The organism is Cytobacillus gottheilii, assembly GCF_900166665.1.
Taxonomy (GTDB): Bacteria; Bacillota; Bacilli; order Bacillales; family Cytobacillaceae; genus Cytobacillus; species Cytobacillus gottheilii_A.
The window spans coordinates 4,429,317-4,454,684 of the sequence record NZ_LT800494.1 but is presented as its reverse complement, the minus strand read 5'-3'; the positions used below and the strand labels follow the sequence as shown (position 1 = coordinate 4,454,684).

Below are 25,368 nucleotides of genomic sequence, written 5' to 3'. Positions count from 1 at the left end.
AGTAATAAAATTTATTTCGTTTTTAACTTTTAATGTTTGTATACTTCTATTTCTACTAAAGTATCAGTCTTTATGCAGCTTTGAAAAGGGAAAAAATGAAGGGAGTTTGTGATTACCGCAGGAATCGTTTATAATAGGGCAATGGTTACTTAGAGTAACTAAATATTAGAGGCGCATATATTTTCAATCTAATAGTTACTCATGGTAACTATCTAAGAGGAGTGATTTGCAATGGAGTCTTACAGAAAGTTTTTTCACCAATATTTTCTGCTGTATCGGCCGTTTATAAGCGACTTGAATCGTCTTTTAAACGAATATGATCTGCATTACTCACAATGGTCGATTATGTATTATTTAGAGATGTATGAATCTGTTACACTTGTGGAGCTTTCCAAGTATTTATATGTAGAAAAGCCAACGATTACGAGAACGGTGAATTCTCTAATTAAATTACAGTATGTGGAGCAAATAAAAGGCAGGGATAATAGAGAAAAGAGAATTCAACTATCACGGAGAGGAAAGGAAATAACAGCCATCCTTCGAAAGAACATAGATGAATATGAACAGGATATTATGACTGGTATTTCCCCAGAGAAGCAAGCTGAGGTCATTGAAGTAATGGATCAAATTCGCAGCATGATTATTAAAAGGGGAGTGTAAGGTGTGGAAAGCATGAAAGAAAAGTTATGGACAAAGAATTTCTTAATTGTTTTTGGTGTTAATTTTTTGCTATTCTTATGTTTTTATTTATTAATGGTCATCATCCCCGTGTATGCAAAAGATGAGTTTGGAGCTTCTACTGGAATGGCAGGATTTGCTTCCAGTATTTTTGTTTTAGGAGCTTTGATCGGACGATTATTTGGAGGAAGTGTAATAGAAAGGATTGGCCGGAAAAAACTGCTGTTCATAGGTTTAGTCACGTTTTTAGTTATGACAGCTCTGTACTTCTTCATAACAGGCTTAACCAGTCTGCTCCTTGTTAGGCTGCTTCATGGCATTGCCTTTGCTTTTGCCTCAACCGCAACAGGAACGATTTCAGCAAGCTTGATCCCTAAATCACGACATGGCGAGGGAATTGGCTATTATGGAGTCAGTATTATTATTGCAACAGCCATTGGTCCGTTTATTGGCATGATGATTACTGAACATGCTACTGCATTTATTAATTTTATCATTTGTGGAGTGTTTGCCTTTATCACACTGCTATCAGCTCTATTTGTAAAAGTGCCGGAACTTTCATTGTCATCAGATCAGAAAAAAGAACTATCACAATTTAAGTTATCTAATTTTCTTGAAGTTAAAGCTATCCCTATTTCGGCCATTAGTTTTGTAATGGCTTTTGGCTATTCAAGCATTCTTTCTTATCTTACTTTTTATGCGGAGGAGATTGATTTAGTTAGTGCGGCCAGCTTCTTTTTCATTCTTTATGCTGTAACCGTTATTTGTACCCGTCCTTTTACAGGCAAGTGGTTTGATCAGAAAGGACATAATTTCATCATCTACCCAGCGACCCTGTTTTATATTGTGGGCATGCTGCTACTTAGTCAAGTGCATAGCGGAACGACGTTGCTGCTATCTGCCGTATTGATCGGTCTTGGTTATGGAACTATACAATCAGGTGCCCAGGCTTTGGCGATAAAGGTGACGCCATCACACCGCATTGCGCTGGCCACATCTACTTTTTATATATTTGTCGATGTAGGAATTGGCATCGGTCCATTTATTCTAGGATTCATAACACCGTATATCGGCTTCCGTGGAATGTATATTTTAATGACGGTCCTCTTAGCAGCAGGTATTCTTTTATACCACTTCTGGATTGGAAGGCAAAGCACAAGAAAAGAAGCGGCAAACAAGTTGGACGGTTCAGCTGGTTCGCTATAGTGCAACAGATTTGGAAATATGAAAAAAGGGGCCAATTGCGGCTCCTTTATCCTTTCAGATGGGAATCTATTACCTCATATTTAATCCTTCATCTTTAATCCGTACACTCACATCAATGGTTATATTGGATTTCCCAAAAGCATCTCCCCAATTGTCACTTACCTTTTCCCAATGTTTATTTTGAAAGGCACGCGCATATTCTCCAAACCCTACTGGGTCTATTCCGTTATCTTGAAAACTCTTTACGAGTTTGTTGAAATCAGCTGTTAATTTTTCTTTTAACTCTTTTTCTATTTTTTCGCGATCTTTATAAGGATTTTCGTTCAATGCTTCTTTAATATAAATGGCTAGTGAATAGTCTGTCTCAAAGACAAATTGATCGTTTTCATATTTAACTTTAATCTTTCGGTTTAAATCTCCAACATTATAGCTTAAAAGTTTTGATTGGAAGGGGTTTGTTTCCTCTTTGCTTAATTTGGTTGTTAAAAATAACTGATCAAGTTTAGTGTTGCTTAGCAGCTGAAGCAATTCTCCTTCGTATTGATTAATATCTGAGACATACATATCTTTATGGTTTAATAAGGTAAATCCGCTTAAATTGATACTATTATTTTTATAAGTGATTCGGGGAATAGAGCCAGTTTTTGTTTTAGAGTAATGATCTGATTGAACATCATGCAGAGTCGTTTCTCGTGTAATATGGCGTTTATCACCTGTTTCTACAAGCTTTGATATATGTAATGGAAGTCTGATTTTATCACTGGGACTGCTATAGATTACATCGGCCACACTTTCTTCTACAATAATCACCTTGCAATTAATAGATGAAAAGGAGTCTCGGTATAAGCTGTCTAAAAGCTCGAACCAATCTTCATGCTGAATGACTTTTTTACCAATCAGCAAGACTTGCATTTTTCCCTTGCTGATCGTGCCGGCTAATAAACTATCTAATTCGCCTCTGCCTTCTCTTAATGAGGAAGCCTTGACGCTATACTCTTCATTCTTATCGCTAACTTCTTTATCGAAAACAGGATTGGAGCTATAAATGATCATCTCGTTATCTTCATTCAAATCAATTCCAAGCATTAATGTCATGGTAATATCTTCAATATTCGTTTTATCATTGCAGCCTGATAATAAAAGTGTACTAATGCAAAATGAAAGTAGAAGATATCTTTTAGTTTTCAAGCTGCTCACCTTTTTCTTTTTGAGAATGAAACAAAGATAATCCATACAGTAAAAACGCAAATACGTAGATAATCGCTCCCATAAATGTCACACCATTTTTCATTTTATTTAGTAACGCCCAGTCCTGATTTATTATGAAGGTAACGATAATAAATGAAATTAAGATCGGAAGAATGATGTTTTCGCAGCGCTTGATTTTAACGATATGACTCAGACTTGTTGCAGTAAAATAAACATACGGAATCCATGTTGTAGAAACAACAAACATATAAACAGGCAAGAGAATGACATCGATTCGTTCAACATAACGGAAACGGATATTGCTCAATTGATTGAGTACCGGTTCGAAATAATTTCCAATAGTGTCTGGTCCATAAAAAAGGTAACAGGCAATCGTTGCACTGACATAAATCACCATGGTAATAGTGTTGGCAGCAATTGCTCCTTTTAGCGCATTCTTTTTATTGCCGAGATATGGATAAATAAAAAAGATAATTTCAAAACCTAAGAACGAAAAAACAGTTGTTTTTGAGCTCTCAATTATGGGCATAAACCCGTCTTTAAAAAAAGGAAGAAAATAGAGCCAATCATTTTTCTCAATGGGAATATACAATAAAAATAAAATCCAAAATGTCAGAAGAAAGGTACTTTCCGCATAGCGTCCGAGTACTTTGACTTTTCCTCTTGAAACTATAAATGTTGGAATAACCAGCAGAGAGAGCAGTGTTGTTACACTTGTGCCAGGCAAAATCCAGCTTTTTAAAAGCATGACCATGGACAGCATTAATGTATAAGAGAAGAAAACCAAGTAGCTGGCAAAGTAGATAATGACGAGTTTACCAAGTATATTGCCGAAATATAACTTGAATATTTCCTCAGCCGTTTTTCCTGGATAACGTTCTAACGCTTTAATAATTAAGATGCTTGTAAGAGAAGCTAAAACCCAACCAATTAGAATGGCGATCCAGCCGTCTGAGCCAGCGATTTCACCCAGTTCACGAGGAAGGGACAAAATTCCCACACCCATTTGGGCACCATGAATTAGGAAGATATACTGTGATGTGGTGAGTTTTTCATTCATGTCAATCCATCCTTTATGTAAACACTTAGTCCTTTGATGATTGCTTTGATTTTCCGGCTTTCCAAAGAGGGAAACGGAAGAGACTATCCTTAAAATCAGAAGAATGAATCGGATTTAACAGAGTACCATAGGGTGAGCCAATGGATTCGAGTTTAACAATATGGCCGATCAGGGTCATAAAACCTACAGCAATTCCAACGATCCCGAACAGTGAGGCAATAATCATCATAGGAAATCGCATTAACCTAATGCCAAGGGACATATCGTAATTAGGAATAATAAAAGAGGAGATGGCTGTTAATGAAACAATGATGACCATAAAGTTACTCACAATTCCTGCCTCCACGGCTGCTTGGCCAATGACAATTCCTCCCACGATGCCAACCGTTTGCCCAACAGGGGCCGGCAGCCTAATGCCTGCTTCTCTTAGCATTTCAAGAGTTATCTCCATAAGCAGCGCTTCGATTAATGGATCAAAAGGAATTTCTGCGCGAGACTCTCCAATAGTGATTAATAAGCGGATCGGGATGATTTCGTAGTTAAAAGATACAATGGATATATAAATGGCGGGCAGAAAAATAGAGATCAGTACGGCAACAAACCTTAAGATGCGTACAAATGAAGCCAACATCCATCTTGTTGTATAATCATCAACACTCTGGAAAAATGACATGATAGAACCTGGAGCAATTAATGCGCTTGGAGAACGATCTAAAACTACACATATTTTCCCTTTAAATAAATCAATTGCCGCCTGGTCTGGCCTTTCGGTTAATCTGAATTGGGGAAATGGTGACCAGTGATTATCCTCAATGCATTCTGCTAGTTGGCCAATATTAATAAAATGATCTCCATTAGTCCTTTTAATACGTTTAGTCAGCTCAGCCAGTTGTTCTTCCTTCGCAGTTCCTTCAAGATAAACTAGATAAACATGTCTATTTAAATCACCCTCCATCTTGACTTCTGCTGCTTTTAATTTCGGCGAAGGAATAAATTGCTGCAGCAAAGCTATGTTTTGGTCTGTTGTTTCACCAAAACCAAGATGAGAACCTTTTAATGTTGTTTCAAAAATTGAATCTTCAATCGTTCGGCTGGGACCTCCGACGGTAGTATAGATATAGGCCTCATTATGTTCTTGAAGGAAAAGAATTGTATTGCCTTTTAATAGGCCATTAATCGTTTCTTGAAGAGCAGATGTCTTTTTAAAATCGGCAATAGAGGCATGTGGAGGCTGATCGAATTCTCCTGTGCAAAGAGGAGGGATAATATGCTTCTCAATTTTCTTAACATCAGCTAAATCTTGCAAATAAACAAGCGTGCCATCAACCTGGCGGTCAAGCAATTTTATATCTCTGAATATTAAATTTGGAGTCAATGTAAACACTTGTTTTATGTTAAAGATATTTACCTGAAGGTTTGTGCTTATCTTTCCTTCTAAGGGATGTCTTGAGTCTGGCACGTTCTTTCTATCTTTAAAAAAGCGCATCCTATTTCTCCTTTTGAAAGGGTGATAAACCGTTTCATCATGTTTTTCTTAAGTTTTCCAAAGTGCAGAATCTATATGTGGTCTGAAAAACACCTTTTGTTAAGTTTTCGTAAAAAAAGAGAGGAACCAATGAGGGCCCCTCTTTAAAGATCAAATTTAAATAACTATGATAAACTATATGTAACCGCACTGCACCAGACATCTTTTACAGTTCTAATGTCATAAAAACACTATTAGGATCTACTGCATAACCCCCAAAAGGTTCACAATAATGAAATCCTGCTTTTTCATACAAAAGGCGTGCAGGCAAGAATGCTTCCATAGAGCCAGTTTCTAAACTCAATCGTTTATAACCACGGTTCTTAGCCTCAGCAATAATATACTCCAGCATCAGCCGGGCAACACCTTTCCTAACATGGCCAGAAGAGGTTTTCATTGACTTCACTTCACCATGATCAGGGGTTAATTCTTTTAAAGCACCGCAGCCAAGCAGGTCCTCATCTTCCCATACACTCCAAAAAGTAACATCAGGCTGTCGTAACCCCTCTAGATCAAGCGCATGAATGCTCTCTGGAGGAGAGTGAAGTGTCATGCTATGTAGATGATCCTCTAGCAGCTGTTTAATCTCGGTACTTATTAAATCGTCTTTTTTTATTTCCATAACAAAACCCGCCCTTTCATTCCTATTCTTATTGAACATCATATTTCAAGAAGAGTATTAAATGCCAGAATAAAATGAAAAGAAATTGGAAAAGTTCTACAGCTCCTTTACAATAAAATAAAGATCTCTGTGAGGAATGAGGTAGAGACACATGGAATTGGAAGCTATGAAGAAAACCATTAGCAGTTTAAGTGAAAGTGATGCAAAGTCTATGTTACTTCTCTTGTTTGCGAAAACAAATCAATGGAAGCAAATGGGGAATACGGATTCAGAACTGGCGATGGAAATTGAAAAGATGTACAACGGACTTGAGAGGGCTATTCAGGAGAAGCAGAATGAAAAACGGGTTGAGGAATATGAACGGATTCATATTGTGTTTGGAGCTTCACCAGCAGGAAGTCTTCGAGTAGCTCTTAAGACGATGAAGCTTGAGAATAAGGAGAAAATTATTGTGTTTGGAGACATGCTCTCCGTAGGACCGATCTATCACTTACATACAGAAGACGGGCAGGAAAAACGCGCGAATTGGATGTTAACCGCTTTTCCTTATGATGAAGAAGACTGGAGAATAAGCGAGTTTGAAAAAAGTCTCCATGAAATCACTTCAATCAGCGAGAATCAGCCTATTACCATTTGGTGTTCAAACAGTGCACATGAGCAAACGGCACTTCGTTTTGTTCTTTTTCTATTAAAGGAGCGAGAACATCAAATTCAAGTGGTCAATACAGCTGCCTTACATGAAACGCTATTCAAAAGGAAGGATGTTGAATATCAGGTGCTGCATACTGGAGAAATTCCACCAGAGAAACTCCAAATTATGTACGAGAAGAGTGATCGTGAGAAACTGAGCCAACAGGAGAGGGAAATGTTCGAAAATGAGTGGCTTTCCTTAGCGGAAACAAAGAATGCTCTAAGAATAGAACAGAATGGAATAGTTGAGTCAGAGGATGAATCTTATTTTGATCAAACCATCATTGAGACTGCAAAAGAGTTAAACATGGATATAGAATTTAGAAAATCAGCTCGTCTCATTGGCCAGGTTCTAGGAGAATGTGAGCAGCATATAGGGGACTCCTTTATAGAATATCGCCTCCGCAAGTTAATTGAAAAAGATGTCTTTGAGGTAAAAGGGAGTTTGAAGGCGATGAGATATTATAGTGTTAAATTAAAGGTCTAAAAAGAAATTGAAAGGCCGTCCAATTAGGTAATACTAATGGACGGCCTTATGATCTTCTTGTCTTTAGCTCAATCCTCTAACATAACCGGCGGGATATCATAATCCTGCTGTTTTTTATAATCTGAGCCTTCCGTGTGCTTTAAATGCTTATGGCTTGGGTATGTTGACTTATGTTCATGTGAGAGCTTTGCCACTTTGCCTCTATCAGTATTAACCAAGATAAAGTCCTCCCTTACTTATTATATCCATCTTTGCTTAAGGGGATATCTTTGCCGTTTACATTCTCGATTTTCCCGTCAATTGTGCCTTCTGTTAATGTATCAGAAACTTGTTCATGCGTATGAGCAAGTCCAGAAGAAAGTTGATCCTCTTTGTTATAGTCATCTGGACGATAAGATCTGCCTGCAAGTTCTAAAGACTGCTGATTTTTCTTAGTCATTTAAAATTCACCCTTCCATATACTATTCGGTTTAAAAAGAGGCACACGAAACATGCTTCGTTTAATTGTAGTGGCCATACTTTAGTATGCTTCTGTAAAAGAATCAAATGAATGTTAAAAAACTCCTGTTGAACAATAAAAGGTCTAGAAAACAAAAAAGCCAGAGAATCGAGTTCTCTGGCTTTTGCATTTGGACAGCTTCAAGCTGCTTCTTAGTTGTCTTTTACTTCTTTACGATTTTTCTTAAGCATCTTGGATAAGATTTCATAAACGATTGGAACGATGATTAACGTTAATATCGTTGAACTAGTTAATCCGCCGATAACCGTAATACCAAGGCCTTTTGAAATCAGACCGCCGCCGCCGTTTCCAAATAACAATGGAATTAATGCGCCGATTGTTGCAATAGCTGTCATCAAGATTGGACGAAGACGAGTAGCTCCTGCTTCAAGGATCGCTTCACGCATATTCATACCTTCGCGTTCCATATGAATGATTCGGTCGACCAATACGATTGCATTGGTAACAACAATTCCTATGAGCATCAACAGCCCCATCATAACAGAGACGGAAATTGTCTCTCCAGCTATTAGAAGTCCTACGAATGATCCAATCACTGCAAATGGCAGTGAGAATAGGATGGCAAATGGTGCTGCACCTTCACCAAATGTAACAACTAGAATGAAGTAGACAATCGCAATGGCTGCTAGCATCGCAATTCCAAGCTGTGTAAATGTTTCGTTCATATCTGCTGCAACCCCTGCAACTCCAGTTGTAACTCCATCTGGGAAGTCTAGGTCGTCGATTGCTGCATCGGCGTCAGCTGTTGCTGTTGATATATCATCACCAATAATGGTTGCTGATACAGAAGCGTAGTACTGACCTTCACTTCGTGCAAGTGTATTAAGTGTTGTTCCTTCTTCAACGGTTACAAGCTCTGAAAGTGGCATTGACATGCCCATTGGTGTTGCGATTTCTGTTTCAAGAAGTTCATCAATTGACTTCGGTTCAGCCTGCTGATCCTGCTGAATGATCACATCAAGTGTTTCTCCGTCTTTTTCAACGGTTGTTAAAACTTCTTTTGTTTCTGTATTGCTTAATGCCATAACAATCTGACCAGTTGTTAATCCATATTGGAGTACGTCTTCTTGGTCTACATTAAAGGTATACTCTACATACGCATCTTCCGCACTTGATGATACATCTTCAAGTCCATCTGTCTCGTTAAGCACGTCTTCAACCATTTTCACGGATTCATTCAGGTTATCTAAATCTTCACTATAGAATGTGTAGCTAACCTCATTTGTTGACATTCCCATAGATGAGAAGTCTTGGCTTTTCCACTCACCGGATTGGCCGATATTAAAGACATATTCTTCAATGTCTTCGCGTGCTTCTGGGAAGTTCTCCATTTCTGGATCAAAGATCAGGTACATTAATGCACCGCCGGCACCTCCGCCCATCATGGCTGCAGAAGGATCAGAAGAAGCTTCATCTTGAATGGATAACTGGACAATATCAATATCTTCTCGTTTTAACATTTCTTCTTCAACAACGGTTACGTTGTCCAATGTATCTTCTGCAGTTTCACCGGTTTCAGGTGTATACGTTAGATACATTACTTTTTCTTCTTCACTGCCTAAAAAGCTAAACCCAATAAGTGGTGTTAACGCCAAGCTTCCAACAAGAAGAATAACAGCGATCACGGATGTAATGATTTTGTGATTCAATGTTTTTTCGAGAACACCTCTATACCACATTGCAAGCTTGCCAACTTCTTTATGGCTGCTTTCTGTTTTCGGACTGTAAAGCTTCTTTTTAAATAAGAAGTGAGAAAGAGCCGGAACGATCGTGATCGCAACAATTAAGGATGCACCTAATGCAAATGTCATTGTTAATGCGAAAGGCATGAACAATTCTCCAACCATGCCGCCAACAAAAATTAACGGAGCAAATACAGCTACAGTTACTAGAGTTGAAGATAAAATTGGCTTAAACATTTCAATTGTTGCTTCTCTAATTAATGCGCGGCCTGTAAGCTTTTCTTCTTTCAGATGCATGCGGCGATAAATATTTTCCACAACAACGATGGAGTCATCAATAACCCGTCCGATTGCGACGGTAATAGCCCCAAGCGTCATAATATTTAATGTGATATCCAGCCAGTGCAGCAATAGGAAAGCCATGAAAATAGAGACTGGAATGGAAACGATCGAAATAATCGTTGATTTAATATCACGTAAGAATAGAAGGATAATTAATACAGCGATTAGTCCTCCAAATAAGGCTTTCTCAATCATTGTATGAACGGAGTCTTCGATAGGAGCTCCTTGGTCTAACGAGATATCAATGATTAATCCATCTATTGCTTTTTCTTGTTCTTTCGCAAAATCTTTAACTGCATTGACAACATCAACAGTGTTATCCTGCTGTCCTTTTACAATCTGAATAGCAATGGCATTTTCACCATTCGTTCGAGAAACAGATTGTTCGCGTCCAACTGTTTCAATTGAGGCAATATCGCCCAATGTTACGAATGGAACTTGATTTTCTTCTGAAGGAGTTACTGGAATAAGAAGCTCTCTTAACTCCTCAACCGATGTAACTTTGCCGTCTACAGCGACTGCCTGTTCACCATCTTCAAATTCATAAAGGCCAAGAGACATAGCCATATCGCTTGCTTGAATCATTTGCTTAACATCATCTTCTGTTAAACCAAGCTCAGCCATTCTTTCTTCATTGAAGGTAAAGATAGCTTCTTCAATATGCTGTCCAGAAATTGTTGCAGAAGCAACGCCATCAATCTTTTCAAGCTCTGGTAAAATTGTGTCCTCTACAGTAGATGTTAATTCTACAATATCTTCTGAGCTGCTGCTGATCGATAAAGCAACTACAGGCATCATATTCATCCCAATAGATGTTACAGTAGGTTCCTGAACATCTTCAGGCAGTGTTACTGTATCTAAGGCTGACTCAAGTTCTCTTTTCTTTTCATCCATATCAATGCCATACTCATATTCAACCTGAATACTTGCTACATTTGAACTGGAGTTCGAGAAAACAGCTTTTACGTCCTCAAGTCCTTCGATCGCACTTTCAATAGGAATTGAAACGTCTTCCATTACTTTTTCAGGAGTTGCTCCCGGATAGATCCCCATGACCATTAAATATGGAATGTTAATGTTCGGAATCGTTTCTGTTTTCATTTGTGTACCTGAATAAATACCTGATGCTGTAATAATGATCGTTAATAACCATACAGCGAGTTTATTTTTCAGGACAAAATTTACTAAACCTTTCACAATTACACCTGCCCCTTTATTGACTTTGTTCAATTAATTACATATAATAATGACTAATCGGTCATTTGTCAATTGATTTCATTTAGGAGAGTATTAAGATATGGTAAAGAAACAGTTAATAATGGAAAAGGCACTTGAATTATTTGCGGAACAGGGATTTGATGCTACTTCTGTACAACAGATTACTGAAAAGAGCGGTATATCTAAAGGTGCGTTTTATTTATCCTTTAAATCAAAGGATGAGCTAATCTTTGCTTTAATTGATCATTTTATGAGTGAAATCGTTTCCAACATTGACTATCTGGTCAGTGGTGGGGGATATCATCAGGATGAGCTGTTATATCAGTTTTACCTGACCATATTAAGAAACTTTGAAGAACACTCCAATCTTGCGACTGTTTTTATGAAGGAACAAACACATACGTTAAATATGGAACTGATTATGAAGCTTCATTTTTATGATAAACAAATCAATCGTGCCATCCTGAAAATGATTGATCAAATTTATGGTGATTCAATTGCGGCCACAAAGTTTGATTTGCTTTATTGTGTAAAGGGATTTATGAAAATGTACTCGGAGCTTTTTATCTTTTCAAAGCTTCCGCTTGATTTGAAGTTGCTGGCCAGCTCACTTGTTGAAAAAACAAATTTGCTTGCAAAGCATTCTACGGTCCCTTTTGTTACAAAAGAGCTTGTTAATTTGCTCGATCTGCCGGCAGAAGGTCCTCCGACACAAGAAACCTTAGTCAAACATATAAATGATCTCATTGCTGAGGTACAAGAAGGATTTGTAAAAGATGCACTGCATGAGTTAAAAGAACAAATAAATAAACAAACATTAGATATCCTGCTGATTAACGGATTAGTAGAAATCGTGCGCCAAGATGCTCAGTGCATGTGGGTTGCATTTCTCCTTCGCCGCTATTTTAATTTAAGCTGAGATTAACGATTAAAAAATTAGTGCTGATTCAGTGATAAGGTTCATTTCACGGAACCGAGACATGATTTCAAACGAATAAATGAAGCTGGGACAAAACAAAATTAATCTTTCTAAAACACGAATATTAATATTTTGATTTAGATANTAGATACATTACTTTTTCTTCTTCACTGCCTAAAAAGCTAAACCCAATAAGTGGTGTTAACGCCAAGCTTCCAACAAGAAGAATAACAGCGATCACGGATGTAATGATTTTGTGATTCAATGTTTTTTCGAGAACACCTCTATACCACATTGCAAGCTTGCCAACTTCTTTATGGCTGCTTTCTGTTTTCGGACTGTAAAGCTTCTTTTTAAATAAGAAGTGAGAAAGAGCCGGAACGATCGTGATCGCAACAATTAAGGATGCACCTAATGCAAATGTCATTGTTAATGCGAAAGGCATGAACAATTCTCCAACCATGCCGCCAACAAAAATTAACGGAGCAAATACAGCTACAGTTACTAGAGTTGAAGATAAAATTGGCTTAAACATTTCAATTGTTGCTTCTCTAATTAATGCGCGGCCTGTAAGCTTTTCTTCTTTCAGATGCATGCGGCGATAAATATTTTCCACAACAACGATGGAGTCATCAATAACCCGTCCGATTGCGACGGTAATAGCCCCAAGCGTCATAATATTTAATGTGATATCCAGCCAGTGCAGCAATAGGAAAGCCATGAAAATAGAGACTGGAATGGAAACGATCGAAATAATCGTTGATTTAATATCACGTAAGAATAGAAGGATAATTAATACAGCGATTAGTCCTCCAAATAAGGCTTTCTCAATCATTGTATGAACGGAGTCTTCGATAGGAGCTCCTTGGTCTAACGAGATATCAATGATTAATCCATCTATTGCTTTTTCTTGTTCTTTCGCAAAATCTTTAACTGCATTGACAACATCAACAGTGTTATCCTGCTGTCCTTTTACAATCTGAATAGCAATGGCATTTTCACCATTCGTTCGAGAAACAGATTGTTCGCGTCCAACTGTTTCAATTGAGGCAATATCGCCCAATGTTACGAATGGAACTTGATTTTCTTCTGAAGGAGTTACTGGAATAAGAAGCTCTCTTAACTCCTCAACCGATGTAACTTTGCCGTCTACAGCGACTGCCTGTTCACCATCTTCAAATTCATAAAGGCCAAGAGACATAGCCATATCGCTTGCTTGAATCATTTGCTTAACATCATCTTCTGTTAAACCAAGCTCAGCCATTCTTTCTTCATTGAAGGTAAAGATAGCTTCTTCAATATGCTGTCCAGAAATTGTTGCAGAAGCAACGCCATCAATCTTTTCAAGCTCTGGTAAAATTGTGTCCTCTACAGTAGATGTTAATTCTACAATATCTTCTGAGCTGCTGCTGATCGATAAAGCAACTACAGGCATCATATTCATCCCAATAGATGTTACAGTAGGTTCCTGAACATCTTCAGGCAGTGTTACTGTATCTAAGGCTGACTCAAGTTCTCTTTTCTTTTCATCCATATCAATGCCATACTCATATTCAACCTGAATACTTGCTACATTTGAACTGGAGTTCGAGAAAACAGCTTTTACGTCCTCAAGTCCTTCGATCGCACTTTCAATAGGAATTGAAACGTCTTCCATTACTTTTTCAGGAGTTGCTCCCGGATAGATCCCCATGACCATTAAATATGGAATGTTAATGTTCGGAATCGTTTCTGTTTTCATTTGTGTACCTGAATAAATACCTGATGCTGTAATAATGATCGTTAATAACCATACAGCGAGTTTATTTTTCAGGACAAAATTTACTAAACCTTTCACAATTACACCTGCCCCTTTATTGACTTTGTTCAATTAATTACATATAATAATGACTAATCGGTCATTTGTCAATTGATTTCATTTAGGAGAGTATTAAGATATGGTAAAGAAACAGTTAATAATGGAAAAGGCACTTGAATTATTTGCGGAACAGGGATTTGATGCTACTTCTGTACAACAGATTACTGAAAAGAGCGGTATATCTAAAGGTGCGTTTTATTTATCCTTTAAATCAAAGGATGAGCTAATCTTTGCTTTAATTGATCATTTTATGAGTGAAATCGTTTCCAACATTGACTATCTGGTCAGTGGTGGGGGATATCATCAGGATGAGCTGTTATATCAGTTTTACCTGACCATATTAAGAAACTTTGAAGAACACTCCAATCTTGCGACTGTTTTTATGAAGGAACAAACACATACGTTAAATATGGAACTGATTATGAAGCTTCATTTTTATGATAAACAAATCAATCGTGCCATCCTGAAAATGATTGATCAAATTTATGGTGATTCAATTGCGGCCACAAAGTTTGATTTGCTTTATTGTGTAAAGGGATTTATGAAAATGTACTCGGAGCTTTTTATCTTTTCAAAGCTTCCGCTTGATTTGAAGTTGCTGGCCAGCTCACTTGTTGAAAAAACAAATTTGCTTGCAAAGCATTCTACGGTCCCTTTTGTTACAAAAGAGCTTGTTAATTTGCTCGATCTGCCGGCAGAAGGTCCTCCGACACAAGAAACCTTAGTCAAACATATAAATGATCTCATTGCTGAGGTACAAGAAGGATTTGTAAAAGATGCACTGCATGAGTTAAAAGAACAAATAAATAAACAAACATTAGATATCCTGCTGATTAACGGATTAGTAGAAATCGTGCGCCAAGATGCTCAGTGCATGTGGGTTGCATTTCTCCTTCGCCGCTATTTTAATTTAAGCTGAGATTAACGATTAAAAAATTAGTGCTGATTCAGTGATAAGGTTCATTTCACGGAACCGAGACATGATTTCAAACGAATAAATGAAGCTGGGACAAAACAAAATTAATCTTTCTAAAACACGAATATTAATATTTTGATTTAGATATTTAAACAAGTCCGTTCCACCTGCGCTGCGGCCCCTCGCTTTCCGTGGGGAGGAAGCTGAGCCTCCTCGAAGCAAAGCTTCTGCGGGGTCTCACCTTTTCCTCTATTGCCCACAGGAGTCGAGGGTCCTCCGCTCCATTTCACTCATGTTCATAAAATATATTTTATAATCATAAATAAAAAAACCGAATGATTAGAAAGGTAACTTCCTAACCATTCGGTTCTATGAGTGTGTTAAATACTTATGTCCCATCCTCGTTTATTTTGTAGCTCCTTTTGCCCCAAAATCAATAATTTTTAAATCTACCTTAAATTGAACATTTGCTTTGCTGAAAATTTTATCCATATTATCTTTGTTTTCTTTATAAAATTTAGGGTGTTGAGAACGAATATAGTAGAAGAAGCCTGGAGCATCTGACTTTAAGTCATTTTGTAATTTGTCCAGGATAATCTCAACCTGCCGTTCGACTTCCTTCTCAGCTTCTTTCTCTATTTCTTTTAAATAAGTAGAGTTAAAAGAATCTTCATTTGAATACCAGTCTTCAGAGAGACGGGTATTATATTCGGTTGAAATGTCGATTGTTACTTGTGACTCCTTAACAGTTGTTTTAATTTCTTTATTTGTTTGATTAATGACCTCAACACTAAAACGTTTTCCCTTATGTTCTCCAACGATAATTCCACCTTCAATATTCCCCTCAAGCCAGTTCATATAGGAAACTTCATCTGCGGTTAACATTCCTGCTAATTCAGAGTGATCATTAATAACGCTAGCTCCGTCTAATTTAAGCATTTTTTCTTTAATCGAAACAGATTGTATGGCAAAGCTTCCAGCTGCTTGAAGGCTTGCAGAGGTCTGACCCAATGTAATCGATGGCAGGATCTTACTTGTCGCCGAAATATTCTCACTTAAAGAATATAGATCATTAGAGGGCACACTTCCGGCTTCTCCTGTACTTAAAATTTGTTCTGCTGGATCTTTTGAAACTAAAATGATACAGCTTCTTCTGGTATCATTATCTTTTATAAATTGATTGATTACAGCATCTAAAGGGAGATTTCGTAATACATTATCATTAATAATGATTAGTCGCTGCTGATTTGAAAATAGTACGTTTTTAGACATAGCTACATCTCTCATGGCATCATGGAGGGTTCGTGCAGGCACGGTTATATTTTCATATGAAGGAGCTGGAGTTACAGAAGACTGCCCGGAAGCTGGCAAGATAATCTGGTGTGTCAGAGATAGCTGATCATCCTCTCCAAGGTCAATGCCCACCCCTACTAATAAAGACAAATCTTCTATCTCTTCACTGTCCCAGCACCCGCTTAAAAGACAGACAATCACAAATACTTCTAGTAAATGGATGATCCGTTTCATGTTCTCATTCTCCTTTTTACTGCATAAACGAAAAACGTTGCAAAAGGAAGGATGACAAGAACAACCGGAAAGGCAAAACCAAGGATGTTACTGAAAATGAAAATATCACCAATATCTTTGGCGTAATTAGCTAAAAGAAATATCAAGGGGACTAGAATGATTAAGTTTGTAGAGAATCTATTATGAAACACGTGCGTCATGCTTTTTACAGCAAAATAAAAATAAAGCATATGTGTGGTGAAAAACTGCAGGATCCAGGTAACTAAGAGAAAGAGCTCTAATCTTTCCACGAAGATTCCTTGAACCTCAAAGGATTGTATAAATGAAATAGTTGGCCATGTGACTGATGTAACCTCATCGATTGTAAGCGTGCTGACAACTAAAATATAGGTTAGTACATACATCCCGACAGGAATAAAACACCCTATTAAAACGCCTTTGTTAATATTCAGCTTTTTATCTGTCATGCCATATAAAAATAAAATCAATTCAATGCCAAAAAAGGAGAGTTGTCCAGCACTAAACCCTCTTAGAATAGGCTGGAAGCCATATCCTAATATAGGCTTTATATTTATAAGATCAACAACCTTAAAGCTCATGCTATAAATAAAAAGTACAACTATTATGGTAATAGGGAGAAACAATATGCAGACTTTAGCGATTGGTTTAATGCCTCCAATTATTAAGTGAGAAGCAGCTAAGATAAGGGCTAAAATAGTTACTTCCATAGGGGTATTCTCGAGCATATAAAATCGAACCATCTCACTCATTGCCCGGACCTCAAAACTTGCAATAGAGAGAAAATAAACGGCTAAGGCGAGGCAGATGGCTTTGCCTGCCCACTTTCCATAAGCCTCCTCAATGTAAGAAAAATAATCTGTCACCTTATGTTTTTTTAGCATATAAACAAGGAGAATTAGCAGAAGAGCAGCGCAAATTCCATTGAGGCATAGAATGATCCATCCATCCGTAGTTGTTGCCTGCTCCGTTAATCCTCTAGGAAGGGTTAGCATCCCGACGCCAAGCATAGCACATGAGAGGATTGATGTAATTTCTAAATTTATTAGATTTGGTTTAGCTTCCATATACTTATCTCCTAGTTATTGCTCGCTTTTTTAGGAAGTCTGATTAGAAAATCACGCTGTTTTTTCTTATTAAATAATTGTCTCAAGTCTAGATAAGGTTCATTAAAGCTTGTTAATTTTGCTAAATGAGTGATAAAAAAAATAAAAAATAAGGTTGTACCATATAAGCCCAGTACTGCTGCAATTGCCATTGCACCAAATCGCAATGCCCTAAAGCCGAGACCAAAGCTATATTGAGGGACCGTGAAAGAAGTGATTGTGGTAATGGAGACAATAATAACCATGATCGAACTGACCAAATTTGCCTGAACGGCAGCCTGCCCGATTATAACGCCGCCAACGAGGCCGATCGTTTGTCCAACAGGAGTTGGAAGTCTCACTCCTGCTTCCCTTAATAATTCAATAGTTAATTCCATAATGATCGCCTCAATAAAAGGGGGAAAGGGTACATTTTGTCTTGTTCCGGCGATTGTCATGGCGAGCTCAGTTGGAATCATTCCAGAATTAAAGGAAACAAGTGATATATATATCGCTGAAAGAAACACGGTTATAAACACTGAGATGTATCGTAATAACCTTAAAAATGACGCAGCAATCCACCGTTCATAATAATCATCTGGAGATTGAAGAAGCATATCTACCTTTGTCGGAGCGATTAGAGCGAAAGGAGAGCCATCGACTATAATTCCCACGCGACCTTCCTTTAGAGAGGCGAGTACTTTATCAAGCCGCTCGGTATTTTGTATTTGTGGGAAAGGTGTATAATGCGTATCCTCAATTAGTTCTTCTAGAACACCTGAGTCTAATATGTCCTCTTTTTTAACTCTTTCAATGCGAGAAAGTACCTCGTCAACAAGCGGCTGCTTCGCCATATTTTTATTATAGATAATAGCAATTTCTTTTTTTTCCTCCGAGCCTGTTTTTATTTTCCTGACAACTGTGTTTTGATCTTTTGTACTCTGTCTAATGAGAGCAATATTATCGCTTAGGCTTTCAATAAGTGAAATTTTAGGTCCTCTGACTACACGTTCTGTCGTAGGCTCAGCCAAACTTCTTGTTTTAGAACTCGGAAGATTTAGAAGAAGTGCTTCTTGTTTTCCTTCCAAAACAAGTGCAATTTTTCCATCAAACAACTCTGATATTAAAACTTCTTCATTATGTGCCACATTGAATAAAAATGGCTGGAAAAAGTGTGTTAAGTCATCATAAGAATGGATATTATCCGATGCTGAACTGGTGAGATCTTGAGCCAGTTTCCAATATTCTGTATAGTCAATAACTCCATTTATAAAAATGAAAAATGCTTTCCTAGAAAGGATCGTTATTTCTGTGAATTGGACATCATCCTGATTTTTTGTTAACTCTTTTAATGACTCCTCAGTAAAGGTTTGTTTATTTTTATTAGACATGTTCTCACCACCAGCGTTGATATGTACTTGTATTTTTTACTTGTATTTGATAAATATTCAAATAAGTGAGTTCATAATTTTATGCGTCTTCTAATACGTGTTAAAATGAAAAGCAGAAAAAAAGAAGAGGAGTTGAAGTAATGTATCGTCAAGTACAGGATTTTATGAATGATTGGAATGCGGAAGCAGTTAGTACAGCAGCCGTTATGGATGCATTGACAGATGAAAAATTAGCACAAGCAATTGTAGAGGGACACAGTACCCTTAGGTGGTTAGGGTGGCACCTGGCAACAAGCCCAGTATTCTTCTTGAGCTTAGTTGGAGTAAACCTTGCACCTCCTTCCGATAAAAAAGAAGAAGAGATGACTGCTGCGGATATTCAAATTGCCTATAGAAAAATGGCAGAGGAATTAAAATCTGCAGTAGAATCGACTCTAACGGACGAGCAGCTTACTGAAACTATTGATTTTGGCGGCCCAACAGCAAAAGGGTCTATTCTTAGTAAACTAATCCTGCATCAAACACATCATCGCGGGCAGATGACTGTTTTACTTCGCCAAGCAGGGCTGTCTGTACCTGGCGTTATGGGACCAACAAAAGAACAGCAGCAGGGATAAACAATTCTTGCATAATAGCCGGTTCTCCAATAAGAGAGTACCGGCTTTTTTGATGTTGTGGATTATGACTTCGTGCTGATATTCATAAAAAGAACATAAAATGAATTGTTTTGCACATGCTATTAAAGATATTCCTCTTTGGATATCCGGAACTACATCCTAACTACGAGGTGATTTTATCATGAGTTACCGCAATCGATTAGACGAACACTCTGCACAGTTTCACCATAACTGGACAAGACCAAAACGTTCTAAATCGCAGGTGAATGGGCATACGGAAATGTCGCAGACGAATATCATACTGCGCAGTAATGCCAAAGCCCATCGCTGGTAAGTAGTAGGAAAAGGTGAAGGTAAAATGGGAATAGGCAATATATATTGCCAGCGCGAAAAGACCTGGGGAAATTCCCTTAGGTCTTTTTGTGCATATTTTTTTAAGTTTGCTTCTCATAATAAAAGGTTGAACGTTCATACTAACAGGCAAGGAGGAGATCGCATTGGAGCTCATGACTATGTGTGTAATCGCCTGGTTGACGGTTGCTATTTTCACGTTTCTGCCGCGTAAAATGTCAGCGGCATCCAATATACTTACTTATTTAATGATTGCTGTTATTGATATAAACAAAATTTCTTTTCTTGCTTTTCATTTCCAGTGTATTGAAATAAGCTCTGATACGATTCGATTTATCTCTTTTATTGTCTACAGGGATATCATTTTTTCTTTTTTACTGCTCATCATGGTGAATATCTGGTTTGCTTACGATCATAAATGGATTCGATTTCTGTCTGCAGTGATTACTTTGGGGATTATATCTATCTTGCGGTTACTCCTTAGTTCAATGTCCGTTTTCATGTATAAGCATTGGTCTTATATACATGAACTTTTAATGGATGTTGTCATGTTGTTTCTTACAATTTTGATCGCATTCATTTCCCGCAAAATTACAAAAGGAATGAAGACAAGTGGAAAACATCATGTATGAGCAGGGTTTTAATGCTAATGAAGTTGTGATCCTAGGGATGATTATAATAGGAGGACTAATTGTGATCGTTCTTCCGAAAATACTATCGAAGGCATCAGCTATTTTTAGTTTATTATTTGGGGTTACAACTGGGCTGATGTTTGATCACACATTAGCCGTACCTCCATTAGATCTATACGATGTAAACGATCAGTCAATCTATCAGACATTTGATATGTTCAGTTATTTAATGTATGCCCCGTTTGGATATATCTTTATTTATATATACAGACGTTTTAATATAGCGGGGTGGAAGGTTATTCCCTATATTTTAGGCTGGACCGCTTTAGCCATTCTTATTGAAGTATGGGCAATTAAAGTAGGTATTTTTCACTTCAAGAACGGCTACCGTTCCATGTATTCAATTCCAATTTATCTTTTTGTACAATCTGTGCAGTTATTTTTATATGAAAAGGTTTTTATGAATCATGATTACGATAAGGGGGCGAACTAAGAGCTCCCCTTAAAGCTCTAAAGGAGTGTACTATATAGATTTGGCTGTATACCAGAGGTGTTTTTTATTTTGTAATGTGATATTTCCGATCTGCCGCTTTTAGACAAATGAGCAGCACAATGCCCACAATTAGGTATACGAATCCGCCTGATTCGATTGGATATCCAAAAGAAGGAATCCATTTTGGCAAGAAAAAGATGCCCAGTAATGAAATCGTCGAAAGAGAAAAGAGAAGAAAGAAGTCTTTAATCTTATTAGCTGCTTTGTAAATAGAATTTTGAAGCCATTTAAAGATCAAAATAACATCGAGGGAAATAATTGCTGCTATGATAAAGAAACTGACGATAGCCGTTCCTATATAAATGGTCTGATCTCTGTCTTTCACATAATGGATAATAATGTCCCCAATCCCATTAATGACAGCAAAAATGCCTGCTAACTGAAGCAATAAGAAACCTATGAAAAAGGCTGCGCTTTTGCTTGGTTCTTTTGGAAGCTGCTTAATCATTTCCTTACAATATGCTGCTGGATCTTCTCCAAACACACCTTTCGCACTTTTTCCTTCTTTCTGCGCATCTAACAAATGCTCTAAAAGCTCCAACAGTAATTCTTCAGATTGCTGTTCCGAAACGGATATACTTGTGCGTATATAAACTAACATATTGTCATAATACTCTTCATTTTCTTTTGTAAGATGTTTGCGTTTTTGATTATTTAGTTGAATTAACTCTTTAACATTCATGATCATTACTCCTATTTAATAATTTACCAACCGGTTTTTGAATACTGCTCCATTCTGTTTGAATTTCAAGCAGTGCCTGTTCCCCAGATGTGGTTAGCTGATAGTATTTGCGTTTAGGACCAGAAGGAGATACGCGCATTTCACCTTTTATAAGTCCTTCTTTTTGAAGCCGCAGCAGGATAGGATAAATCGATCCCTCACTTACATCATTTAAGCCAAAATGCTGAAGCTTTTGTGATAGTTCATAACCATATACCGTCTCTTTTTCAATGATTGATAAAATACATCCTTCTAATATTCCTTTTAATAATTGACTTCTAAAAGACATCCCTTTTCTTCCCTTTTATTGTATATTGTATTGCAAGATAGCGAGGCTTAAAAATGTCTTTCTGGTCAGAAAGATATAGTATGCCAATCGTTATAACGTTCTCATGTTTAGGTATCTAATACGTTTTACCTCCTTTTTGGATTTTTGTGTGTAGCATAAAACAAAACACTTAGTGAGTATCTAACGTGTAATTTCAAGGTAGAGGGATAATCAACTACCTTGTAAAACAATATAGTGTTAGATTAACCAGGGATTTTAAATAAGTCAAGGAATTATTTTCAAAAAATACAAGGATTCTTTCAATTATGTAAAGATATCTTTACTTTTTTATATTGAAGATGATATACTTTGTGTAAAGATATCTTTACACAGATGGCGGGGAAATCATTTGAAGGTTACCAATCGAATTAAGGAGATCAGACTCTCAAAAGGGATTAGCCAGGTTGAAATGGCAGAGGCATTGCAAATTACGAGGCAGACGATTAATGCAGTCGAAAAGCATAAATATAATCCAAGCCTTGAGCTTGCTCTTAAAATGATTAAATATTTTGATGTGCCGATTGAAGAATTATTTACATTGGAGGAGGACCAAAAATGAAAAATCTACAGTATTTTGCATTTGGTTTTATTGTTGTCTGCATCGGAATTGGTATCCTTATTGCCAAATGGATCATTCCAGATTTACCATGGAGCGCTGTGGCAGCAAGCATAGGAGGAGCTGTAGCAGGTGTTGGACTTGTGGCAGCGGTCGCTAAAATTCGCGCAATGAAAAAAAGAGATCATGTGCCAGAAGTTGATGAAAGAACATGGAATAACATGAAGAATTTCTATGCTATTGCACTTTACTTTGTTTTGATTGGCAGCATGGCTGTTGTGCTTGTATTGGTTGGGTTAGGTCATAATACGATTGAGCTAGGAGCAGTAAGTCTATATTTATTGTTTTTGTTCATGATTCTTGCCATTGGATCGTTTATCGTTAAGAAGGCATAATGCTGCAGTTTACTTTGCTGGGCATTTCGCTTTCAATTTGCCTTGCTTAAAATGGGCTGCAGATTTATATTGATTATTTACAATAATTGTATTAGAATAAATGTAATTTCATAATCTTATCCAGAGAGGTGGAGGGATTTGGCCCTTTGAAGCATCGGCAGCAGACTCATAATTGAGCACTGTGCCAATTCCAACAAGCGTATTTGCTTGGCAGATAAGGAGAACGGTAAATTAAATCTCATCTTATGCTGTCAAAAGCATAAGGTGGGATTTTTTTGTGTCTGCTAAGTATTGAATTCTGCCCGGAAAGCCTAGGACGCTGTATGTTACGTATCAGTATTAATTGTCAGTATAAATCTGACTAATTCGATGAGATTAATTTCATTTTGATGAGGTGAAGAAATGATAAGACATATTTCAATTCAATGGGAAGATCGAGAACTGGCAGCTGCGATTCATTATCCGGATTTATATGGGAAAGAAAATAAAAAATATCCCGTCATCGTAATTTGTCATGGATTTGTAGGAACGAAGGTAGGAATTAATCGTCTCTTTGTCAAAGCATCTAAAGAATTATCACTGGAGAAATGTGTAATTGTCCGCTTTGACTATGCAGGATGCGGCGAGAGTGAGGGAGATTACGGGCAAAGCTGTATTGATGATTGGATTAGCCAGACACAATCTGTCATCAACTATTCTCTAGAGATAAAACATATAGACCGGGAACAGCTAGTGCTGATAGGTCATAGCCTGGGAGGGGCAGTGGCTCTATTGACCGCTTCACAGGATCAGAGAGTTAAAAGACTTGTGTTATGGAGTGCTGTTGGTCATCCATTTAAGGATATAACTTCTATTGTTGGAGAGGAAAAGCTGAGGCTATTGAAAGAAAGTGGCGAATTTGATTACCAAGGATATTCCTTAAGGAAAAAATTTATAGAATCTCTTAAAAAATACCATCCTCTAAAACTTGTGTCTAAATTTAATGGAGATGTTCTTCTTATACATGGATCAGCGGATGAAGAAATTAGCGTTAATCATTGCTACAATTATTATTATGCATTTCGGACCCGCAAAAAGGGCTGCTGTGATAAGAGAATTATCAATGGAGCGAACCATACGTTTTCATCTGCGGCGACATATAAACAGCTGATACACGAAACAAAGTTGTGGATTGGACAGAGACATACACTGGTTATTTAGTATGAACAGAACAGCAGAAAACGAGCGGGAAAAGCGGTAAGTGAGAAAGGGGCTTTTAATCACTTCCGCTCTTTTTTCTTTTCTTAAAATAGTAATTTAGTAAATAAAGAAAGAATGTCATGACAGCCAAATATAAAGGCAGCTGTCCTGCTGAATGCTTCAATGTTAACGGTTTACCGTATACATCCCATTTTTCATCTGTTTCATCAACATTCTGCTGAATGGGTGCACAAAGAGGCACCTTCCAGAAACCGTAACTCTTATTAGCAAAAACCAGAATTTTATCTCCTGCTTTATACGTGTTTCCCCAATCGTTATCCTCATATATTTTGACCTTCGCAGTGTCTACACCTTTCCATGACTGAACAACTTCAAGTTTAGTATTTTTGGTCAGATGGCTACTGCTTATCACTTTGCCGATAAATACAGCTTCATATTCCTGTTTGGACTGCAAGGGATCTGGTATTGCGCAATCAAGAGCGTATATCTTAGGGGGAAATACTAAAAAGGCTAGTACCAGGATAGTCAGAGTGATTTTTTTATAAAGTCTCATAGTTTACTAATAGAAGAAAACTGCCTTCCAATATAGCCGGGAGAAATAGGTGTAAGTCCCATTTCTCTTGCCCAAATAGAGAGCTGCCCAATATGGTGAATTTCATGTGCTACTAAATGATGCAGAATATCAGATACAGAATGAAACTCATCTTCCCATGGAATATAAACTTTTTGGTTGTATGTATGTGGCTCTATTGCGGTCATAAAAACCCTATTCTCAGATAATGTTTGCTGAGAAAGAATTTTCATCTGATCTAAACTTTTATAAGAGTCAAAGTCGAAATTCACATCGTCCTGACTTTGGATCGCACGCAGCCAGCTATACTCTGCATCGATAATATGAAACAGTGTATATTGAATACTGCCGACACCGCCGACTCGCTTTTGCAGCAATGCTTCTGATGAAAGCTGCTCACACCAGAGCAGCCATTCATTTCGAACTTGCCAGTTATACTCAAAAAAAGACAGCATCATAACTCCCCCTTTTATTTAATACTTACTATTCTA

At 37.4% G+C, this 25,368-nt stretch carries 26 protein-coding genes, 1 pseudogene and 1 riboswitch; of the genes and pseudogenes, 12 read left to right on the top strand and 15 right to left on the bottom strand.

Going from position 1 to position 25,368, the window contains the following annotated elements:
- Nucleotides 1–231 precede the first annotated feature (231 nt).
- Both B7E07_RS21815 and B7E07_RS21810 read left to right on the top strand, forming a co-directional pair.
- Nucleotides 232–660: a MarR family winged helix-turn-helix transcriptional regulator gene (locus tag B7E07_RS21815; RefSeq protein WP_080848877.1), complete on the top strand. Its 429-nt coding sequence runs from the start codon at nt 232–234 to the stop codon at nt 658–660.
- A 12-nt stretch (nt 661–672) separates the two neighbouring features.
- Nucleotides 673–1,884, top strand: a complete 1,212-nt coding sequence (locus B7E07_RS21810) for an MFS transporter (RefSeq protein ID WP_080849334.1) — start codon at nt 673–675, stop codon at nt 1,882–1,884.
- A gap of 69 nt (nt 1,885–1,953) precedes the next feature.
- On the opposite strand, the gene B7E07_RS21805 is transcribed toward B7E07_RS21810, so the two are convergent.
- From B7E07_RS21805 to B7E07_RS21790, 4 genes are all read right to left on the bottom strand, one after another.
- Nucleotides 1,954–3,072, bottom strand: coding sequence for a Ger(x)C family spore germination protein (locus B7E07_RS21805; protein WP_176215265.1), 1,119 nt, complete (start codon nt 3,070–3,072; stop codon nt 1,954–1,956).
- Entirely contained in the window at nt 3,062–4,153 is a 1,092-nt protein-coding gene (locus tag B7E07_RS21800; RefSeq protein ID WP_080848875.1) for a GerAB/ArcD/ProY family transporter, read from the bottom strand. Before B7E07_RS21800 ends, B7E07_RS21805 begins: the two co-directional genes overlap by 11 nt.
- Nucleotides 4,154–4,178: 25 nt before the next feature.
- The gene (locus B7E07_RS21795) at nt 4,179–5,639 is read right to left on the bottom strand and encodes a spore germination protein (protein WP_080848874.1); all 1,461 of its coding nucleotides are present in this window, start codon (nt 5,637–5,639) and stop codon (nt 4,179–4,181) included.
- A gap of 205 nt (nt 5,640–5,844) precedes the next feature.
- A complete protein-coding gene (locus B7E07_RS21790) occupies nt 5,845–6,300 on the bottom strand; it encodes a GNAT family N-acetyltransferase (RefSeq protein WP_080848873.1) in 456 nt (151 codons plus the stop codon).
- A 151-nt stretch (nt 6,301–6,451) separates the two neighbouring features.
- Between B7E07_RS21790 and B7E07_RS21785 the strand changes: the two genes are divergently transcribed.
- Complete coding sequence (locus B7E07_RS21785; RefSeq protein ID WP_080848872.1) at nt 6,452–7,477, top strand: DUF1835 domain-containing protein; 1,026 nt, start codon at nt 6,452–6,454, stop codon at nt 7,475–7,477.
- Nucleotides 7,478–7,545: 68 nt separating this feature from the next.
- Here B7E07_RS21785 and B7E07_RS23865 read toward each other — a convergent pair whose 3' ends face one another.
- The 3 genes from B7E07_RS23865 to B7E07_RS21775 all read right to left on the bottom strand — a co-directional run bounded on the left by B7E07_RS23865 (nt 7,546) and on the right by B7E07_RS21775 (nt 11,218).
- Nucleotides 7,546–7,695, bottom strand: a complete 150-nt coding sequence (locus B7E07_RS23865; RefSeq protein WP_156495837.1) for a hypothetical protein — start codon at nt 7,693–7,695, stop codon at nt 7,546–7,548.
- Nucleotides 7,696–7,709: 14 nt separating this feature from the next.
- Nucleotides 7,710–7,916, bottom strand: coding sequence for a YozQ family protein (locus B7E07_RS21780; protein ID WP_080848871.1), 207 nt, complete (start codon nt 7,914–7,916; stop codon nt 7,710–7,712).
- A gap of 212 nt (nt 7,917–8,128) precedes the next feature.
- Nucleotides 8,129–11,218 carry an efflux RND transporter permease subunit gene (locus B7E07_RS21775; RefSeq protein ID WP_080848870.1) on the bottom strand — a complete coding sequence of 1,030 codons (3,090 nt, stop codon included), beginning with the start codon at nt 11,216–11,218 and terminating at the stop codon, nt 8,129–8,131.
- A 100-nt stretch (nt 11,219–11,318) separates the two neighbouring features.
- On the opposite strand from B7E07_RS21775, the gene B7E07_RS21770 reads away from it, so the two are divergent.
- Nucleotides 11,319–12,158: a TetR/AcrR family transcriptional regulator gene (locus tag B7E07_RS21770; protein ID WP_080844557.1), complete on the top strand. Its 840-nt coding sequence runs from the start codon at nt 11,319–11,321 to the stop codon at nt 12,156–12,158.
- A 145-nt stretch (nt 12,159–12,303) separates the two neighbouring features.
- On the opposite strand, the pseudogene B7E07_RS21765 reads toward B7E07_RS21770, so the two are convergent.
- Nucleotides 12,304–13,995, bottom strand: a pseudogene (locus tag B7E07_RS21765) (efflux RND transporter permease subunit); the annotation flags it as partial.
- Between the two features lie 100 nt (nt 13,996–14,095).
- On the opposite strand from B7E07_RS21765, the gene B7E07_RS21760 reads away from it, so the two are divergent.
- Complete coding sequence (locus B7E07_RS21760) at nt 14,096–14,935, top strand: TetR/AcrR family transcriptional regulator (protein WP_080844557.1); 840 nt, start codon at nt 14,096–14,098, stop codon at nt 14,933–14,935.
- Between the two features lie 402 nt (nt 14,936–15,337).
- Here B7E07_RS21760 and B7E07_RS21755 read toward each other — a convergent pair whose 3' ends face one another.
- The 3 genes from B7E07_RS21755 to B7E07_RS21745 are packed head-to-tail and all read right to left on the bottom strand — an operon-like array spanning nt 15,338 to nt 18,953.
- Nucleotides 15,338–16,459 (bottom strand): Ger(x)C family spore germination protein, encoded by a 1,122-nt coding sequence (locus tag B7E07_RS21755; protein ID WP_080848869.1) that lies wholly within the window; start codon nt 16,457–16,459, stop codon nt 15,338–15,340.
- Nucleotides 16,456–17,544, bottom strand: coding sequence for a GerAB/ArcD/ProY family transporter (locus B7E07_RS21750; RefSeq protein WP_080848868.1), 1,089 nt, complete (start codon nt 17,542–17,544; stop codon nt 16,456–16,458). Before B7E07_RS21750 ends, B7E07_RS21755 begins: the two co-directional genes overlap by 4 nt.
- An 11-nt stretch (nt 17,545–17,555) precedes the next feature.
- Nucleotides 17,556–18,953, bottom strand: a complete 1,398-nt coding sequence (locus B7E07_RS21745) for a spore germination protein (RefSeq protein ID WP_080848867.1) — start codon at nt 18,951–18,953, stop codon at nt 17,556–17,558.
- 140 nt (nt 18,954–19,093) lie between these two features.
- On the opposite strand from B7E07_RS21745, the gene B7E07_RS21740 reads away from it, so the two are divergent.
- The 4 genes from B7E07_RS21740 to B7E07_RS21725 all read left to right on the top strand — a co-directional run bounded on the left by B7E07_RS21740 (nt 19,094) and on the right by B7E07_RS21725 (nt 21,046).
- Nucleotides 19,094–19,570: a DinB family protein gene (locus tag B7E07_RS21740; RefSeq protein WP_080848866.1), complete on the top strand. Its 477-nt coding sequence runs from the start codon at nt 19,094–19,096 to the stop codon at nt 19,568–19,570.
- A 181-nt stretch (nt 19,571–19,751) separates the two neighbouring features.
- Nucleotides 19,752–19,904: a YpzG family protein gene (locus B7E07_RS21735; RefSeq protein ID WP_080848865.1), complete on the top strand. Its 153-nt coding sequence runs from the start codon at nt 19,752–19,754 to the stop codon at nt 19,902–19,904.
- Nucleotides 19,905–20,067: 163 nt separating this feature from the next.
- Nucleotides 20,068–20,553 carry a hypothetical protein gene (locus tag B7E07_RS21730; RefSeq protein WP_080848864.1) on the top strand — a complete coding sequence of 162 codons (486 nt, stop codon included), beginning with the start codon at nt 20,068–20,070 and terminating at the stop codon, nt 20,551–20,553.
- Nucleotides 20,546–21,046, top strand: a complete 501-nt coding sequence (locus B7E07_RS21725) for a hypothetical protein (RefSeq protein ID WP_080848863.1) — start codon at nt 20,546–20,548, stop codon at nt 21,044–21,046. Before B7E07_RS21730 ends, B7E07_RS21725 begins: the two co-directional genes overlap by 8 nt.
- Before the next feature lie 64 nt (nt 21,047–21,110).
- Here B7E07_RS21725 and B7E07_RS21720 read toward each other — a convergent pair whose 3' ends face one another.
- The gene (locus tag B7E07_RS21720) at nt 21,111–21,788 is read right to left on the bottom strand and encodes a DUF1129 family protein (RefSeq protein ID WP_080848862.1); all 678 of its coding nucleotides are present in this window, start codon (nt 21,786–21,788) and stop codon (nt 21,111–21,113) included.
- Entirely contained in the window at nt 21,778–22,116 is a 339-nt protein-coding gene (locus B7E07_RS21715; protein WP_080848861.1) for a PadR family transcriptional regulator, read from the bottom strand. Before B7E07_RS21715 ends, B7E07_RS21720 begins: the two co-directional genes overlap by 11 nt.
- Nucleotides 22,117–22,504: 388 nt before the next feature.
- On the opposite strand from B7E07_RS21715, the gene B7E07_RS21710 reads away from it, so the two are divergent.
- The 3 genes from B7E07_RS21710 to B7E07_RS21700 all read left to right on the top strand — a co-directional run bounded on the left by B7E07_RS21710 (nt 22,505) and on the right by B7E07_RS21700 (nt 24,306).
- Nucleotides 22,505–22,714 (top strand): helix-turn-helix transcriptional regulator, encoded by a 210-nt coding sequence (locus B7E07_RS21710; protein WP_080848860.1) that lies wholly within the window; start codon nt 22,505–22,507, stop codon nt 22,712–22,714.
- Nucleotides 22,711–23,106 carry a hypothetical protein gene (locus B7E07_RS21705; protein WP_080848859.1) on the top strand — a complete coding sequence of 132 codons (396 nt, stop codon included), beginning with the start codon at nt 22,711–22,713 and terminating at the stop codon, nt 23,104–23,106. Before B7E07_RS21710 ends, B7E07_RS21705 begins: the two co-directional genes overlap by 4 nt.
- Nucleotides 23,107–23,219: 113 nt before the next feature.
- A riboswitch (SAM riboswitch) is annotated at nt 23,220–23,327 on the top strand.
- A gap of 181 nt (nt 23,328–23,508) precedes the next feature.
- Nucleotides 23,509–24,306: an alpha/beta hydrolase family protein gene (locus tag B7E07_RS21700; protein ID WP_080848858.1), complete on the top strand. Its 798-nt coding sequence runs from the start codon at nt 23,509–23,511 to the stop codon at nt 24,304–24,306.
- A gap of 55 nt (nt 24,307–24,361) precedes the next feature.
- Here B7E07_RS21700 and B7E07_RS21695 read toward each other — a convergent pair whose 3' ends face one another.
- Together B7E07_RS21695 and B7E07_RS21690 are read right to left on the bottom strand one after the other, a co-directional pair.
- The gene (locus B7E07_RS21695) at nt 24,362–24,760 is read right to left on the bottom strand and encodes a hypothetical protein (RefSeq protein WP_139785685.1); all 399 of its coding nucleotides are present in this window, start codon (nt 24,758–24,760) and stop codon (nt 24,362–24,364) included.
- 95 nt (nt 24,761–24,855) lie between these two features.
- Nucleotides 24,856–25,335 carry a DinB family protein gene (locus tag B7E07_RS21690; protein WP_306807575.1) on the bottom strand — a complete coding sequence of 160 codons (480 nt, stop codon included), beginning with the start codon at nt 25,333–25,335 and terminating at the stop codon, nt 24,856–24,858.
- Between the last annotated feature and the right edge of the window lie 33 nt (nt 25,336–25,368).